The sequence below is a fragment of the Streptomyces sp. NBC_01775 genome (assembly GCF_035917675.1).
Lineage (GTDB): Bacteria > Actinomycetota > Actinomycetes > Streptomycetales > Streptomycetaceae > Streptomyces.
Map to the genome: position 1 here is coordinate 7,297,998 of NZ_CP109104.1, position 15,616 is coordinate 7,313,613.

Annotated in this window: 10 protein-coding genes; 6 read left to right on the forward strand and 4 right to left on the reverse strand. The window is 71.4% G+C overall.

Annotated elements, in window-relative coordinates:
* Nucleotides 1-11: 11 nt before the first annotated feature.
* On the reverse strand, nucleotides 12-2,306 hold the full coding sequence (locus OHB04_RS32440) for an FdhF/YdeP family oxidoreductase (protein WP_326808853.1): 2,295 nt from the start codon (nucleotides 2,304-2,306) through the stop codon (nucleotides 12-14).
* A 174-nt stretch (nucleotides 2,307-2,480) separates the two neighbouring features.
* Between OHB04_RS32440 and polA the strand changes: the two genes are divergently transcribed.
* Nucleotides 2,481-5,222 carry a DNA polymerase I gene (polA, locus tag OHB04_RS32445; protein WP_442815000.1) on the forward strand — a complete coding sequence of 914 codons (2,742 nt, stop codon included), beginning with the start codon at nucleotides 2,481-2,483 and terminating at the stop codon, nucleotides 5,220-5,222.
* A 319-nt stretch (nucleotides 5,223-5,541) separates the two neighbouring features.
* Nucleotides 5,542-7,233 carry a lytic transglycosylase domain-containing protein gene (locus OHB04_RS32450; protein WP_326808854.1) on the forward strand — a complete coding sequence of 564 codons (1,692 nt, stop codon included), beginning with the start codon at nucleotides 5,542-5,544 and terminating at the stop codon, nucleotides 7,231-7,233.
* Here the strand turns inward: OHB04_RS32450 and OHB04_RS32455 are convergent.
* Entirely contained in the window at nucleotides 7,223-7,426 is a 204-nt protein-coding gene (locus OHB04_RS32455) for a hypothetical protein (protein WP_326808855.1), read from the reverse strand. The two genes, OHB04_RS32450 and OHB04_RS32455, sit on opposite strands and share 11 nt — an antisense overlap.
* A 216-nt stretch (nucleotides 7,427-7,642) precedes the next feature.
* Between OHB04_RS32455 and OHB04_RS32460 the strand changes: the two genes are divergently transcribed.
* Both OHB04_RS32460 and OHB04_RS32465 read left to right on the forward strand, forming a co-directional pair.
* Entirely contained in the window at nucleotides 7,643-7,777 is a 135-nt protein-coding gene (locus OHB04_RS32460) for an SPW_0924 family protein (RefSeq protein WP_326691209.1), read from the forward strand.
* A gap of 12 nt (nucleotides 7,778-7,789) precedes the next feature.
* Nucleotides 7,790-8,842 carry a DUF3068 domain-containing protein gene (locus tag OHB04_RS32465; RefSeq protein ID WP_326808856.1) on the forward strand — a complete coding sequence of 351 codons (1,053 nt, stop codon included), beginning with the start codon at nucleotides 7,790-7,792 and terminating at the stop codon, nucleotides 8,840-8,842.
* Between the two features lie 27 nt (nucleotides 8,843-8,869).
* On the opposite strand, the gene hrpB is transcribed toward OHB04_RS32465, so the two are convergent.
* Nucleotides 8,870-11,482, reverse strand: coding sequence for an ATP-dependent helicase HrpB (gene hrpB, locus OHB04_RS32470; RefSeq protein ID WP_326808857.1), 2,613 nt, complete (start codon nucleotides 11,480-11,482; stop codon nucleotides 8,870-8,872).
* A gap of 28 nt (nucleotides 11,483-11,510) precedes the next feature.
* A complete protein-coding gene (locus OHB04_RS32475; protein ID WP_326693020.1) occupies nucleotides 11,511-12,308 on the reverse strand; it encodes a class I SAM-dependent methyltransferase in 798 nt (265 codons plus the stop codon).
* A 503-nt stretch (nucleotides 12,309-12,811) separates the two neighbouring features.
* Here OHB04_RS32475 and rpsA point away from each other — a divergent pair.
* The gene (gene rpsA, locus OHB04_RS32480; protein WP_326691211.1) at nucleotides 12,812-14,338 is read left to right on the forward strand and encodes a 30S ribosomal protein S1; all 1,527 of its coding nucleotides are present in this window, start codon (nucleotides 12,812-12,814) and stop codon (nucleotides 14,336-14,338) included.
* Nucleotides 14,339-14,642: 304 nt separating this feature from the next.
* Nucleotides 14,643-15,605 (forward strand): proteasome assembly chaperone family protein, encoded by a 963-nt coding sequence (locus tag OHB04_RS32485; protein ID WP_442815001.1) that lies wholly within the window; start codon nucleotides 14,643-14,645, stop codon nucleotides 15,603-15,605.
* Nucleotides 15,606-15,616: the final 11 nt, after the last annotated feature.

The window sequence follows — 15,616 nt, forward strand, 5'->3', positions numbered from 1 at the left end:
CGAGCTTAGGTTCAGACGAGCGGATCTCCCTCGCCCGAGGGGGTGAGCCTGATCACCACGGACTTGCTGGCCGGGGTGTTGCTCGTGTCGGCCGTGGCGTCCAGCGGGACCAGCACGTTGGTCTCCGGGTAGTAGGCGGCGGCGCAGCCGCGCGCGGTCGGGTAGTGGACGACACGGAAGCCGCGTGCGACCCGCTCCACCCCGTCGCTCCACTCGCTGGTGAGATCCGCGTAGGCGCCGTCGTCCAGCCCGAGCGCCTGTGCGTCCTCCGGCCGGACGAGCACCACGCGGCGGCCGTTCTTGATACCGCGATAGCGGTCGTCCAGGCCGTAGATCGTGGTGTTGTACTGGTCGTGCGAGCGCAGAGTCTGCAACAGCAGGCGGCCCTCGGGCAGCTTCGGATACTCGATGGGAGCCGCCGTGAAGTTGGCCTTGCCCGTGGTGGTGGGGAAGCGCCGCTCGTCGCGCGGCGCGTGCGGCAGCGTGAACCCTCCGGGGTGGGCCACCCGTGCGTTGAAGTCCTCGAAACCGGGGATGACGCGGGCGATGCGGTCCCGGATGAGGGCGTAGTCCCCCTCGAAGTCCTCCCAGGGGGTGGCGCTGCCGGGACCGAGCACGGCGCGGGCCAGGCGGGCGACGATGGCGGGCTCGGACAGCAGGTGGGGGCCGGCGGGGGCCAGCCTTCCGCGGGAGGCGTGCACCATGCCCATGGAGTCCTCAACGGTCACGAACTGATCGCCGCCGGACTGCGTGTCGAGCTCGGTCCTGCCCAGCGTCGGCAGGATCAGCGCCCGCGCGCCGGTCACGCAGTGCGACCGGTTGAGCTTGGTGGACACGTGCACCGTCAGCCGTGCCCTGCGCATCGCGGCCTCGGTCACCTCCGTGTCGGGGGAGGCGGACACGAAGTTGCCGCCCATCGCGAAGAAGACCTTGGCCTGCCCGTCGCGCAGCGCCCGGATGGCGCGTACGACGTCGAAGCCGTGCTCGCGCGGCGGTGCGAAGCCGAACTCCTTCTCCAGCGCGTCCAGGAAGGCGGGCGCGGGGCGCTCGAAGATGCCCATGGTGCGGTCGCCCTGCACGTTGCTGTGCCCGCGCACCGGGCACACTCCGGCGCCCGGCCTGCCGACGTTGCCGCGCAGCAGCAGGAAGTTGACGACCTCCCGGATGGTGGGCACCGAGTGCTTGTGCTGGGTCAGGCCCATCGCCCAGCACACGACGGTGCGGCGGGAGGCCAGCACCATCTCCAGGGCGCGCTCGATCTCGGCGCGCTCCAGGCCGGTCGCCGTCAGCGTCTCGTCCCAGTCGGCGGCCCGCGCGGCCCCCGCGAAGTCCTCGAAGCCGTGCGTGTACTCCCGGACGAACTCCTCGTCGACGGCTCCCTCGTGCTCCAGGAGCATCCGGTTGAGCGTGCGGAAGAGCGCCTGGTCCCCGCCGATGCGGATCTGGAGGAAAAGGTCGGTCAGCGCGGTGCCCCCGGCGGCCAGTCCCCTGGGCGTCTGCGGGTTCTTGAACCGCTCCATCCCCGCCTCGGGCAGCGGGTTGACGGTGATGATCCGGGCGCCGCCCGCCTTGGCCTTCTCCAGCGCGGAAAGCATGCGCGGATGGTTGGTGCCCGGATTCTGCCCGGCGACGATGATCAGATCGGCCTCGTGCAGGTCCTCCAGCAGCACGCTGCCCTTGCCGACTCCGAGGGTCTCGCTCAGCGCGGAGCCGGAGGACTCGTGGCACATGTTGGAGCAGTCGGGCAGGTTGTTCGTGCCGTACTCGCGGGCGAAGAGCTGATAGAGGAACGCCGCCTCGTTGCTGGTACGCCCGGAGGTGTAGAAGACCGCTTCATCCGGTGAGGCGAGCGCCCCCAGTTCCTCGGCGACCAGCGCGAAGGCCCGCTCCCAGGTGATCGGCTCGTAGTGCTCGCCGCCCTCGGGCAGGAACATCGGCTCGGTGAGCCGGCCCTGCTGGCCGAGCCAGTATCCGGAGCGCCGCGCCAGGTCGTCGACCGGATGCCCGGCGAAGAAGTCCCTGGTGACCCGATGGGTGGTCGCCTCCTCGGCGACCGCCTTGGCACCGTTCTCGCAAAACTCCGCCGTGTGCCGCTTGTCACCCTCCGGCCATGCGCACCCCGGACAGTCGAAGCCGTCCTTCTGGTTGACGCGCAACAGCGTCAGCGCTGTGCGCTTCACCCCCATCTGCTGCCGCGCGATGCGCAGCGAATGCCCAACGGCGGTCAACCCGGCCGCGGCGTGCTCCGGCACCCCGACCTCGGGCGCGTCCTGAACGGGATCGGAGGAGGGGGGCTTACGCGTCATGATTCCGATGGTGCCATCAACAGGCCGCCGTGGGCAGTCCGGGCCAAGGGCGCAGGGTGGGCACAGCCCCACCACCGGCCCGCACAGGGCGACGAACCCCCGGCCACACCGGTGCGAGCCCCTGCCCCGCGCCGCCGTACCCACAATGTCAGAGCCACATGCGAGGATCGCCACGTGGCTAAGAAGGCAGCAGCGAAGACGACGAAGCACGCACCCAAGACGGCGAGCGGCGAGGCGCAGCCTCGCCTCCTGCTCATGGACGGACATTCCCTGGCGTACCGCGCCTTCTTCGCGCTGCCCGCGGAGAACTTCAACACCGTCACGGGTCAGCCGACGAACGCGATCTACGGCTTCACCTCGATGCTGGCGAACACACTGCGCGACGAGGCACCCACGCACTTCGCCGTCGCCTTCGACGTCTCCCGCAAGACCTGGCGCTCCGAGCAGTTCTCCGAGTACAAGGCGAACAGGTCCAAGAGCCCGGACGAGTTCAAGGGGCAGGTCGAGCTGATCGGCGAGCTGCTCGACGCCATGAAGGTGCGCCGCTACGCCGTGGACGGCTTCGAGGCCGACGACGTGATCGCCACGCTGGCCACCGAGGCGGAGGAGGAGGGCTTCCAGGTCTCCATCGTCACCGGTGACCGCGACGCCTTCCAGCTGATCACCGACAACATCACGGTGCTGTACCCGACCAAGGGCGTCTCCGAGCTGACGCGCTACACCCCGGAGAAGGTCGAGGAGAAGTACGGCCTGACTCCGGCGCAGTATCCTGACTACGCCGCGCTGCGCGGCGACCCCTCGGACAACCTCCCGGGCATCCCCGGTGTCGGGGAGAAGACCGCCGCGAAGTGGATCAGGGAGTTCGGCTCCTTCGCCGAGCTGGCCGACCGCGCCGAGGAGGTCAAGGGCAAGGCGGGCCAGAACCTCCGCGACCACCTGGAGGCCGTCCAGCTCAACCGGCGGCTGACCGAGCTGGTGCGCGACGTCGAGCTGTCCGACCGCCCCGAGGACCTGATCCGGGCCCCGTACGACAGAGACGCCCTGGGCGTGATCCTGGACGCGCTGGAGTTCCGCCACCAGAACTTCCGCGACCGCCTCTTCGCCGTGGACCCGGGCAACGCCACGGAGGAGGAGGCGCCCGCGGTGGCCGAGGGCGTCGAGGTCGACGGCACGCTCGTGGAGCCCGGAGCCCTCGGCCCGTGGCTGGCCGAGCACGGGGGCGGCACGCTGGGCGTGGTCACGGTCGACGTGTGGAAGCTGGGCAGCGGCAGCGTGAGCGAGGTCGCGCTGGCCACCGCGACCGGCCCCGCCGTGTGGTTCGACCCGGCGCAGCTGTCCGAGGACGACGACAAGGCGTTCGCCGCCTGGCTCGCCGACACCGGCAAGCGCAAGGTCATGCACGACGCCAAGTCCGTGCAGCGAGTCTTCGCCGAGCACGGCTGGAGCGTGGGAGGCGTGTGGACGGACACCGCGCTGGCCGCCTACCTCGACAAGCCGGGCCGCCGCTCCTTCGCGCTCGACGCGCTGTCCGTGGAGTACCTGGGCCGTGAGCTGGGCCCCGCGGCCGAGGCGGACGGGCAGCTCGCGCTGGGGGTGGACGAGCAGGCCGAGGCGGACGCGCTGATGGTCAAGGCCCGCACCATTCTCGACCTGGGGGTCGCCTTCGAGGAGCGCCTGGAGCAGGTCGGCGCCGCGGAGATGCTGCGCGACCTGGAGCTGCCGACCTCCGAGGTGCTGGCCCGTATGGAGCGGGCCGGTATCTGCGCGGACCGTGAGTGGCTGACGGGCCTGGAGCAGCAGTTCGCGGACGCCGTGCAGCAGGCGGTGAGCGAGGCGCACTCCTCGGTGGGCCACGAGTTCAACCTCGGCTCGCCCAAGCAGCTCCAGGAGGTCCTCTTCGGTGAGCTGGGCCTGCCCAAGACGAAGAAGACCAAGACGGGCTACACGACGGACGCGGACGCGCTGGCGTGGCTCGCCGGGCAGACCGAGCACGAGCTGCCGGTGATCATGCTGCGTTACCGCGAGCAGCAGAAGCTGCGCACCACCGTCGAGGGCCTGATCAAGACCATCGCGCCCGACGGCCGTATCCACACCTCGTTCAACCAGACGGTGGCCGCCACCGGCCGGCTCTCCTCCACGGACCCGAACCTCCAGAACATCCCCGTGCGCACCGACGAGGGCCGGGCCATCCGCCGCGGCTTCCGCGTCGGGGAGGGCTACGAGTCGCTGATGACGGCGGACTACAGCCAGATCGAGCTGCGGGTGATGGCGCACCTGTCCGAGGACGCGGGCCTCATCGAGGCGTTCACCACCGGCGAGGATCTGCACACCACCGTCGCCGCGCAGGTCTTCGGGGTGGAGAAGTCCGCCGTCGACCCGGAGATGCGCCGCAAGATCAAGGCGATGTCCTACGGCCTGGCCTACGGTCTGTCCGCCTTCGGTCTCTCCCAGCAGCTGGGCATCACCCCGGATGAGGCGCGCAAGCTGATGGACACCTTCTTCGAGCGCTTCGGAGGGGTCCGGGACTACCTCCAGAACGCGGTGGAGGAGGCCCGCGCCATCGGCTACACCCACACGATCATGGGCCGTCGCCGCTATCTGCCCGACCTGACCAGCGACAACCGGCAGCGCCGCGAGATGGCCGAGCGCATGGCACTGAACGCGCCGATCCAGGGCACCGCGGCGGACATCGTCAAGGTCGCCATGCTCAAGGTCGACGCGGCCATCCGCACGGCGGGCCTGCGCTCGCGGATGCTGCTCCAGGTCCACGACGAAATCGTGCTGGAGATCGCACCGGGCGAGCGCGAGCAGGTCGAGAAGCTGGTGCGCGCCGAGATGTCCGCGGCCGTCAGCCTGCGCGCTCCGCTGGACGTGTCGGTCGGCGTCGGCCAGGACTGGGAGTCCGCCGCGCACTGACGCCGCCGCCTCCGTCGTACTTGTCGCGCCGAATTCCGCCGCGTCGGCCTCCTTCGCGGCGAGTTCCTTCGTACTGATCCGCCCGTGGGCGGCCCCCGCCGGGGCCACCCACGGGCGGATCGGCGTACGGGCGGGGGGAGTTGGGGTGACACCTGGGCAAATGCTGGGGAAACCGGCCCGAAAAGCGGGTCAGAAGCGTCGCAAGTGGCCGGTGCCCGCTGACTTGGGACGTGTAGTTGCCGTAAGGTCACGTTGATTGCGTCCCCAGGGGAGAGGACGGGACTCACTTATGGTGCGGTACCGGGGCAGGCACGCAGCAATGAGACAGGGCGCCACGAACAGGCGGCGCAGGGCGTTCGGCGGCAAGAGGCTCCGCCGCGGACTGGGCGGAACGGCGGTGGCCGCCATCGTCATGGCGGCGCTGACCGCGTCCCAGGCACCCGGCGTGGAGCCGGGCGGAAAACAGGACGGGAAAAAGGGCCACTCGGACACGGCCCAGGACGGCTCTACCGGCGACGACTCGTACCACACCGAGCTGCCGCCGCTGGAGACCCCCAACCCGCCCGGCGGCGACGCCCCCGGCAGCGCAGGCGACGAATCGGGCATACCGGCCTCGGTGTTGGACGCCTACAAGAAGGCCGCCAAGTCGCTCGCCTCGTCCTCGACCGGCTGCGGGCTGCGCTGGGAGGTCCTTGCCGCCATAGGCAAGGTCGAGTCCGGCCAGGCGCGCGGCGGCGCCGTCGACGAGAAAGGTACGACGCTGCGGCCCATCCTGGGCCCGGTGCTCAACGGCCAGGGCTTCGCCAGCATCAAGGACACCGACGGCGGCAAGTGGGACGACGACGCCGAGTACGACCGCGCCGTCGGGCCCATGCAGTTCATACCCTCCACCTGGAGCCGGTGGGGCGCCGACGGCAACGGCGACGGCCGCAAGGACCCCAACAACGTCTACGACGCAGCACTGGCAGCGGGCGAATACCTGTGCGCGGACGGCCGTGACCTGGCGGTCAAGGCCGACCTGGACCGGGCGATCCTCAGCTACAACCACTCGAACGACTACCTGCGTACGGTCCTCTCCTGGTTCGACTACTACCGCAAGGGCACCCACTCGGTGCCCGACGGCGAGGGCGCTTTGCCGACCTCGCCCGGAGCGGGCGGCTCGGGTGACAGGTCCTCGCAGGGCTCCGCCGAACGCGGCGGAAGCGGTAGCGGCGGCAAGGGCGGCAAGGGCGGGGGAAGCAAGGGCGGGTCCGGTCACAGCAAGCCCGGCAAGGGCGGCTCCAACGGCGGCTCCGGCGGCGGGGGTGGCCAAGGCGGCGGCAGCCACAGCCCGAGTCCGAGCCCCAAGCCGACGGCCCCCTCCTCCCTCAAGCGCGTCGGCGCCAAGGACCTCACCGCGGCGGCGGGCGAGAGCTTCGCCAAGCGGCCCCAGGTCAAGGCCGCGACGTCCAGCGGCAAGGGCGTCAAGGGTGTCCACGTCCGCTTCGAGATCCGTGGTGAGACCGGAGCGAGCTTCGCGGGCGGCATCAAGAGCGTGGCCGTCGCCACGAACTCCGCCGGCGTCGCCACGGCCCCCGCGCTGAGCGCGGGCGGCGAGACCGGCTCCTTCACGGTGCGCGCCTCGGCCCCGGGCAAGGGTCTGGGCACCGTCGACTTCGCCGCCTCGGTGACCGCACCGAGGGCGGAGGCGCTGGCCCGCACGGGCGACGCGGCGCTGGAGGCCGAGAAGAACGGGACCTTCGCGAACGCGGTCGAGGTCAAGGCCACGCGAGGCGGCAAGGCGGCGGCGGGCGTCGCGGTGACCGCGGCCTTGGCCGACATGTCGAAGGGCCCCTTCTTCAAGGACGCCGACGGAAAGCCTCTGCGTACCCTTCAGGGCCTCAAGACCGATGCCAACGGCATCCTGAAGCTCCCCCCGCTCTACGCTGACGCGACCCCCGGCACCTATACCCTCACCCTCACCGCCACAGGCGGCGCCAAGCTGGAGGTAAAACTCACCATCAAGGGCTGACCCCTCCCTTCTCGTGTCGCCCCCGGTGCTCCGTACCGGGGGCGACGGCGTGTGCGTGCGCACCCTCTCCCAGCCCCAGCCCCAGCCCCAGCCCCAGCCCCAGCCCCAGCCCCAGCCCCAGCCCCAGTCCAAGCCCCAGCCCCAGCCGCAACGGCGCCCAGCCGAGACGGCTCATGCCCGGCCGCAGGGCCACGCGCCGAGCCGGGCTCCCAGTAAGGGGCCACCCCCAATCGCGCGGTCACCCTCGCGCCGGCCCGACACGGGGCGCGGGCACCCATCACGCTGACGCGTCCCAAGGCGTTCCCATCAAGCGCGGCGCTTGCTACCGTGCCCCGGCAACTGACGGAGCATCAGTTCGCGTGTCCCTGCCCCCGGGAGGGCTCGCGTGCCCACCCCCGGGAGGCCCCGTATGCGAGCCCTCATCGCGGCCGTCATCGGCCTGGCCGCGGCCCTCGCGCTCGTCCTCACGATCACCGCCGTCGGCGCACCGCCGGGCGAGACCTCGAAGAAGCCGCTGCACACCACCGTTCCCCAGCACCCATAAGCAGGAGGCAGCATGCGCAGGAAAGCGAGCCTCGTCCTCCTGGCGCTGGCGGTGTTCTTCGCGGCGCTCTCGCCCCTGATCCGCTGGTACGCCTTCCCGCGCCTGGCGAAGATCCCGCCCAGCCAATATCAGGACATGGTCCTGGAGGCGAAGAACGCCACCCTCCTCGACTACGCCACGATGAAGTCCAAGAAGGTCGACAAGGTCAGCATCGTGCAGACCCTCAAGGGCAACGTGAAAGAGGCCGAGAAGGTCAAGGACCGCACAGGGCGCGACGTGGTCGTCTGGGACTCGCTCAGCTACGTGGCCGATCCCAAGGGCAAGATGGTCTCCCAGATCCCCGAGCGCTACATCTTCGACGCCCACTCCCAGGAGCCCGTGCACGCCTCCGGCGAACATGTCGACGGCGACCGGGTGCGCCGCGAGGGCATCGAGTACAAGTGGCCCTTCCTCACCGAGAAGCGCGACTACGAGTACTTCGACTTCCAGACCCGCACCTCGGCCCCCATCCACTACAAGGGCACCCGCACCGTCCGCGGCCTGGAGGTCTACTACTTCGAGCAGGACATCCCCTGGACCAAGGTGAAGGTCCCCAAGAAGCTGCCCATGGGCGCGACCCCCGAGGTCGTCAAGCAGGCCGGAATGGAGCGCTGGTACACCACCAAGCGGATGTTCTGGGTCGAGCCGACCACCGGCGCACCCGTCGACGGCCAGGAGATCCACAAGGAGCAGATGCGCTGGACGGGCAAGCCCGGCAAGAAGCCGCTGACCGCCTTCGCCGGGCACGTCAAGATGCGCCCCGACTACCAGGACGCGACGGTCGACCTGGTCTCCTCCCAGCGCCGGCTCGTCCTGGCGATGACGACGTATCTGCCCTGGGGCTTCCTCGTCCTCGGCGGCGCTTTGCTGGCTCTCTCCCTCACGCTGGAGGCCAGGGGCCGAGGCCGCGCCGCCTCCGGTGCGGCCCCGGGCGCGGACGGGGACGACGGGGACGGCGGGGACGGCGGGATTGCCGGGGACGGCCGCCCGGCCGGTCCGCCCGGCAGACACCGGCTTCAGGTGTGACAGAGCCGGGGGAGGGAGCGGGGGTCCTCAGCTTCCTGAAGCCCCCCGCTCCCGCGCCGCCTGCTTCGCCTTCGTATGCCGCGTCGCCTCCGCCGAGGCCGGGTCCTCCGGCCACGGATGCTTCGGGTAGCGCCCGCGCAGACCCGCGCGCACCGACGGATACCCGTTCTCCCAGAAGGAGGCGAGGTCGGAGGTGACCGCCGCCGGGCGCCCGGCCGGGGAGAGGAGATGCACGCGCACCGCCACCCGCCCGCCCGCGAGCCGTGGTGTCTCGCGCGCGCCGAACATCTCCTGGACCTTCACGGCCAGCACCGGAGGGTGCTGCTCATAGTCGACCCGGACGCGGGACCCCGAGGGGACCTCGATCCGCTCCGGCGCCAGCTCCTCCAGCCGCGCCGCCTCACCGGACGCCCAGGGCAGCAGCCCCGACAGCATCGCGGCGGCGTCGATCCGGGCGAGGCCGGCGCGGGACCGCACCGTGCCCAGCCACTCCTCGGCCCGCTCCAGCAGCGCCTCGTCGGAGACGTCGGGCCAGGGCTCGCCCAGCTCATGGTGGAGGAATCCCAGCCGGCGCCGCAGCGATACGGCGCTCTCCGTCCAGCGCAGCAGTCCGAGGCCGGACTGGCGCAGTCCCTCCAGCGCGGCGGCCCACAGCCGTTCCGGCGCGGGGCGGGGCAGCGCGCGCACGGCAAGCCGCACGGCGCCGAGCGACTCCACCTCCTGCGCCACGACATCCCCCTCGTCCCCGCGTGCGGCGTCCCATCGCACCTCCTCGCGGAGCTCGTGCAGCGCGCCCGCCGCCTCCAGCGCCGTCCGTTCGTCGACGGCGACCGCGAGCCGCACCCGGGCCGAGGCGGCGCCCGCCGGCCGGTCGGCGACGGCGACGGCCAGCCAGGGCGTGCCCCGCAGTGCGCTGTCCCGGCCCAGCTCGGCCCGGGTCCCGGCGACCATCAGATACGAGGTCCCGCTCCGCGCCCGCCCGATACGCTCGGGCTGGGCCAGCGCGACGACCATGCCCACGGCCTCGTCGTCGCTGAGGAACCGCCCACGGCCGGCTCCTTCCCCCGGGCCGCCCTCCTGCCGGCCGCCCTCCGCGCCCAGCAGCGCCCGCAGCCGCCGTACCTCCGCCACCCAGCGCGCCCCGTACGGGTCGCCACCGCGCCGCGCGCGGGCCCGCCGCAGTGCCTCGGCCGCGTCGTCGCCGTACTCGCGCGGCGGCTCCTCGCTCAGCAACGCCACGGTTTCCGCCGCCAGTTGGGGACCCACGGCCGCCGCCCCGTCCAGCAGCGCACGGGCCAGCCGGGGGTGCAGTCCGAGACGTGCCATCCGGGCGCCCCGTGCTGTCACCCGCCCCGCGCCGTCCAGCGCACCGACGGCGCGCAGCGTGGCGTGGGCCGCCGCCATCGCGCCCTGCGGCGGCGCGTCCAGCAGAGCCAGGCTCGCGGCCCCCGGGTCGCCCCAGCAGGCGGCCTGAAGCGCGAAGGCCGTCAGATCGGCGACAGCGATCTCGGGGGAGGGCTCCTTGGGCCGCCCCGTGTCCTCGCCCTGGGGCCAGCACCGGAAGGTGACCCCCGGCGCCTCGCGCCCGGCCCGGCCCGCCCGCTGGTCGGCGCCCGCACGGGAGACCCGTACCGTCGCCAGCGAGCCCAGACCCCGCGCGTGGTCCATCCGCGGCTCCCGCGCGAGCCCCGAGTCGACCACGACCCGCACACCGGGCACCGTCAGGCTCGACTCGGCGACGGCGGTCGAGAGGATCACCCGCCGCCTGCGAGGATTCCCGTCCCCGTTCCCGTTCCCGCCCCCGCCCCGCAGCACCGTGTCCTGCACCGCGGCCGGGGCGCGTCCGTGCAGCTGCAATACCTCCGCACCCAGAGCCGCCACGTCCGTCAGCAGCGCGCCGACCCTGTTGATCTCGCCGACACCGGGCAGGAAGCACAGCACGTCGCCCTCCGGCACCGTCTCCAGCGCCTCACGCACCGTCGCGGCGACATGGCGCAACAGCGCCGGGTCCACCCAGGTCCCGTGCGCGGGCCGCACCCCGGACGGCGGCGGGGCATGCCGCACGTCCACCGGGTGGCTCGTCCCGCTGCCGTGGACGACCGGTGCCGACAGCAGCCGCGCCCACGCCTCGCTGTCCTGCGTGGCGGAAGCGGCGATCAGCCGCAGGTCGGGGCGGAGCGTGGCGCGTACGTCCAGCAGGAAGGCGAGCGCCGTATCGGCGTCCAGATGGCGCTCGTGGCACTCGTCCATGAGGACCACGTCCACGCCGGGCAACTCCTGGTCGCGCTGGAGGCGTTGCAGCAGTACCCCGGTGGTGACGACCTCCACCCGGGTCCGCGGTCCCGCACGGCGCTCACCGCGCACGGTGAAGCCGACGCTGTCCCCGGGCTGTTCACCCAGCAGCCAGGCCATCCGGCGCGCCGCCGAGCGGGCCGCCATCCGGCGCGGCTCGGCGACCAGAACGGTGCGCGCGGCGGCGCCGTCGTCGAGCAGGCCCGCCAGGGCGAGCGGGATCAAGGTGGTCTTGCCGGTACCGGGAGGGGCGTGCACCACGGCTGCCCCACTGCCCCGCAGCGCCTCGCGCACCCGTGGCAGCGCCTCCCCGATGGGCAGCCGCGCCAGCTCGTCCGTTCTCAGCACTGATCGTCCGTTCTCGGCACCGACGCGGTCACTCCGGCCGGGTGCAGACGAAGATCGCGGTCCCGGGGATGAGTCGGCCCCGCAGCGGGGACCAGCCGCCCCAGACCTGCTGGTTCCATTCCGGCCATTCTGGTTCGACGAGATCGTCCAGCCGGAAGCCGGCGCCCACCAGCTCCCGCACCCGGTCGCCCAGGGTCCGGTGGTGCTCCACATACACCGTGCGCCCCTGCTCGTCCTGCTCGACGTACGGCATCCGGTCGAAGTAGGAGCCCAGCGCGGTGAGCCCCTCGGGACCGGGCTCGTCGTCGAAGGACCAGCGCAGGGGGTGGGTGAGGGAGAAGACCCAGCGCCCACCGGGCCGCAGCACCCGCCGGACCTCGGTGAAGACCCGCTCGGGGTCGGCGACGAACGGGATCGCGCCGTAAGCCGAGCAGGCCAGATCGAAGGAGGAGTCGGCGAAGGGCAGCGCCCGCGCGTCCGCCTCGATCAGCGGAAACCCCAGGTCACCGCCGGATCCGTCGCCGATCCGCAGGGCGTGCTGGAGCTGGCGGTGGGAGAGGTCGAGCGCGACGGGCCGCGCGCCCTGGGCGGCCAGCCAGCGCGAGCACTGGGCCGCGCCGGCGCCCACCTCCAGGACGTCGAGGCCACGCAGCCCGGCAGTGGGCCCGAGCAGCCCGGCCTCGGCCTCGTCCAGGCCCTCCGGCCCCCAGACGAAACGGGCATCACCCAGGAAATCGCCGTGATCGTTCTGGTACTCGTCGGCGTTGCGGTCCCACCAGCCGCGGTTCGCGTGGCTGCTCTCGCCGCCCCCGGCGGGCCGCCGCATGGCCACCGCCTGCTCGTCCACTCCGCCGCCTCCCTGGCCGTCCGTGCCGTGCCCGTCTGCCCCGCCATGGCCGGACGCCGCGCCGTGGTGTGCGACGGGCTGGACGCCCCCGCCCACATCGTGCTTTTGTTCCATAGCGTCTGTCGCCGTACTCTCGTTGATGTCCGCTGCCGGACCCGGCAGGACACCGAAGATGATCTCCGGAGCGCGCCGGGCGAAGGCCATCTGACCATGCGAAGCGGCGAGTTGTGCCGGGTATGGGCCGTTCCATCCCAGGTGTGCTCTTTCGCGCATTGACCATGCCCAGCGGCCCCCGTATGCTACAAGTTGCGCTGCGGGCCTGTGCGCCTCAGACGGAGCAGGCCGCGCTCGCATCGGTTGTATGTCCCCTCGGGTTTCCTGTCTCTCAAGGCTGTCCGGCTGACTTGCATGTGGTGCGAATCAAGGGCTCTCGGCGTAGCAGTACCTACGACTCAATGTCCGTACCGGAGACCGTTAACCACATGACGAGCAGCACCGAGACCTCCGCCACCACTCCGCAGGTTGCGGTAAACGACATCGGTTCCGAGGAAGAATTCCTCGCCGCGATCGACGAGACGATCAAGTACTTCAACGACGGCGACATCGTCGACGGCGTCATCGTGAAGGTCGACCGGGACGAGGTCCTGCTCGATATCGGTTATAAGACCGAAGGTGTCATCCCTTCCCGAGAGCTGTCGATCAAGCATGACGTCGACCCGAACGAGGTCGTGGCCGTCGGCGACGAGATCGAGGCCCTGGTTCTCCAGAAGGAGGACAAGGAAGGCCGCCTGATCCTCTCGAAGAAGCGCGCTCAGTACGAGCGTGCCTGGGGCACCATCGAGAAGATCAAGGAAGAGGACGGCATCGTCACCGGTACCGTCATCGAGGTCGTCAAGGGTGGTCTCATCCTCGACATCGGCCTCCGCGGCTTCCTGCCGGCCTCTCTCGTCGAGATGCGCCGCGTCCGCGACCTTCAGCCGTACGTCGGCAAGGAGCTCGAAGCCAAGATCATCGAGCTGGACAAGAACCGCAACAACGTGGTCCTGTCCCGCCGTGCCTGGCTGGAGCAGACGCAGAGCGAGGTCCGCCAGACCTTCCTCACCACCCTCCAGAAGGGCCAGGTGCGCTCCGGCGTCGTCTCCTCCATCGTCAACTTCGGTGCCTTCGTGGACCTGGGTGGCGTCGACGGACTGGTGCACGTCTCCGAGCTGTCCTGGAAGCACATCGACCACCCCTCCGAGGTTGTCGAGGTCGGCCAGGAGGTCACGGTCGAGGTCCTGGACGTCGACATGGACCGCGAGCGCGTCTCCCTGTCGCTCAAGGCGACCCAGGAAGACCCGTGGCAGCAGTTCGCCCGGACCCACCAGATCGGCCAGGTCGTCCCCGGCAAGGTCACCAAGCTGGTGCCGTTCGGTGCGTTCGTCCGCGTCGACGAGGGCATCGAGGGTCTGGTCCACATCTCCGAGCTGGCCGAGCGCCACGTGGAGATCCCGGAGCAGGTCGTCCAGGTCAACGACGAGATCTTCGTCAAGGTCATCGACATCGACCTGGAGCGTCGCCGCATCAGCCTCTCGCTGAAGCAGGCGAACGAGTCGTTCGGCGCCGACCCGTCGGCCGTCGAGTTCGACCCCACGCTCTACGGCATGGCGGCGTCCTACGACGACCAGGGCAACTACATCTACCCCGAGGGCTTCGACCCCGAGACCAACGACTGGCTCGAGGGCTTCGAGACCCAGCGCGAGGCGTGGGAGAACCAGTACGCCGAGGCGCAGTCCCGCTTCGAGCAGCACCAGGCCCAGGTCATCAAGTCCCGCGAGGCCGACGAGCAGGCTGCGGCGGAGGGTGCGACCTCCACCAGCGCTCCGGCGCCGCAGGGCGGCGGTGGCGGCGGCCAGGGTGGTGGCGGCGGCTCCTACTCGTCCGAGGGTTCGGAGGAGGACAGCGGCGCGCTGGCCTCCGACGAGGCACTCGCCGCCCTCCGCGAGAAGCTTGCCGGTGGTCAGAGCTAACTCCTGACCCCGGGCTCAAGCCCGCGACGAGGCCCGCACTCCCCAGGGAGTGCGGGCCTCGCCCATTTTCGCGACCCCTTGGGCCTCTCGTCCGGATCTTGCCGGGCTCGCGGTGTCCGGCACCGCTACCTGATCCGGCCCGATCCGAACGGCAGCCCTGATTCCGCGCCGCAGCGGCGGCGCACCGCCATCCCGGGTGGTCACATCGGGGGCGCCATGTCGTCGCGTACGGCGCACGGCAGAGGCGGGAATGACGGGCGGGCGGCGGGCGTTGAGCGTATGTATGCCAGAGGAGCGTGAATCAGTGGATCCGCAGGGTTTGTACGCGTGGGACCAGACCGGGCTGGAGGCCGTCGACGCGATCGTCGACGAGCCGGACAGTGCCGGGCTGGTGATGCTTTACCACTTCGAAGGCTTCATGGACGCCGGCGACACCGGAGAGCAGATCGTGGAGCGGCTGCTGGAGAGTCAGCCCTCCGTCACGGTCGCGCGCTTCGACGTCGACCGGCTCATCGACTACCGCGCGCGCCGCCCGATGATGACGTTCCGCCGTGACCAGTGGGTCTCCTACGAGAGGCCACGCCTTGAGCTGCGCCTGATGCGGGACGCCACGGACGCGCCGTTCCTCCTGCTCGCGGGCCCGGAGCCGGACAACGAGTGGGAGCGGTTCTCGGCCGCCGTCCTGGAGATCGTCGAGCGCGTGCAGGCCCGGCTCTCCGTCACCTTCCACGGGATCCCGATGGGCGTCCCGCACACCCGTCCGGTCGGCCTGACGCCGCACGGCAACCGCACGGAGCTGGTGCCGGGGCAGCGGTCCGTCTTCGAGGAGGCGCAGGTGCCCGGCAGCGCGTCGGGGCTGACCGAGCTGCGGCTTTCCGAGGGCGGGCACGACGTGCTCGGCGTCGCCGCGCACGTGCCCCACTACATCGCGCGGTCCACATATCCGGACGCCGCGCTGATCGTCACCGAGGCGATCACCTCTGCGACCGGCCTCGTCCTGCCCGACGTCGCGCACGCGCTGCGCACCGAGGCGCTGCGGACGCAGAACGAGATCGAGCGGCAGCTCGCCGAGGGCGACGAGGACCTGGTGTCGGTCGTACGCGGCCTGGAGCAGCAGTACGACGCGGTCGCCGGCGCCGAGACGCGCGGCAACCTGGTCGCGGAGCCCACCGAGCTGCCGTCCGCCGACGAACTGGGCGCCGTCTTCGAGCAGTTCCTCGCCGACCGGGAGGGCGAGGGTGGCCCCGGCGGGCAGCGCGGGAGCTGACGGGAGCGGAA

Coding starts and splice junctions, on each gene's coding strand:
- OHB04_RS32460 (WP_326691209.1), top strand. CDS start 7,643: ATGCGAGCCCTCATCGCGGCCGTCATCGGCCTGGCCGCGGCCCTCGCG.
- rpsA (WP_326691211.1), top strand. CDS start 12,812: ATGACGAGCAGCACCGAGACCTCCGCCACCACTCCGCAGGTTGCGGTA.
- OHB04_RS32465 (WP_326808856.1), top strand. CDS start 7,790: ATGCGCAGGAAAGCGAGCCTCGTCCTCCTGGCGCTGGCGGTGTTCTTC.
- OHB04_RS32450 (WP_326808854.1), top strand. CDS start 5,542: ATGAGACAGGGCGCCACGAACAGGCGGCGCAGGGCGTTCGGCGGCAAG.
- OHB04_RS32475 (WP_326693020.1), bottom strand. CDS start 12,308: ATGCGGCGGCCCGCCGGGGGCGGCGAGAGCAGCCACGCGAACCGCGGC.
- OHB04_RS32440 (WP_326808853.1), bottom strand. CDS start 2,306: ATGACGCGTAAGCCCCCCTCCTCCGATCCCGTTCAGGACGCGCCCGAG.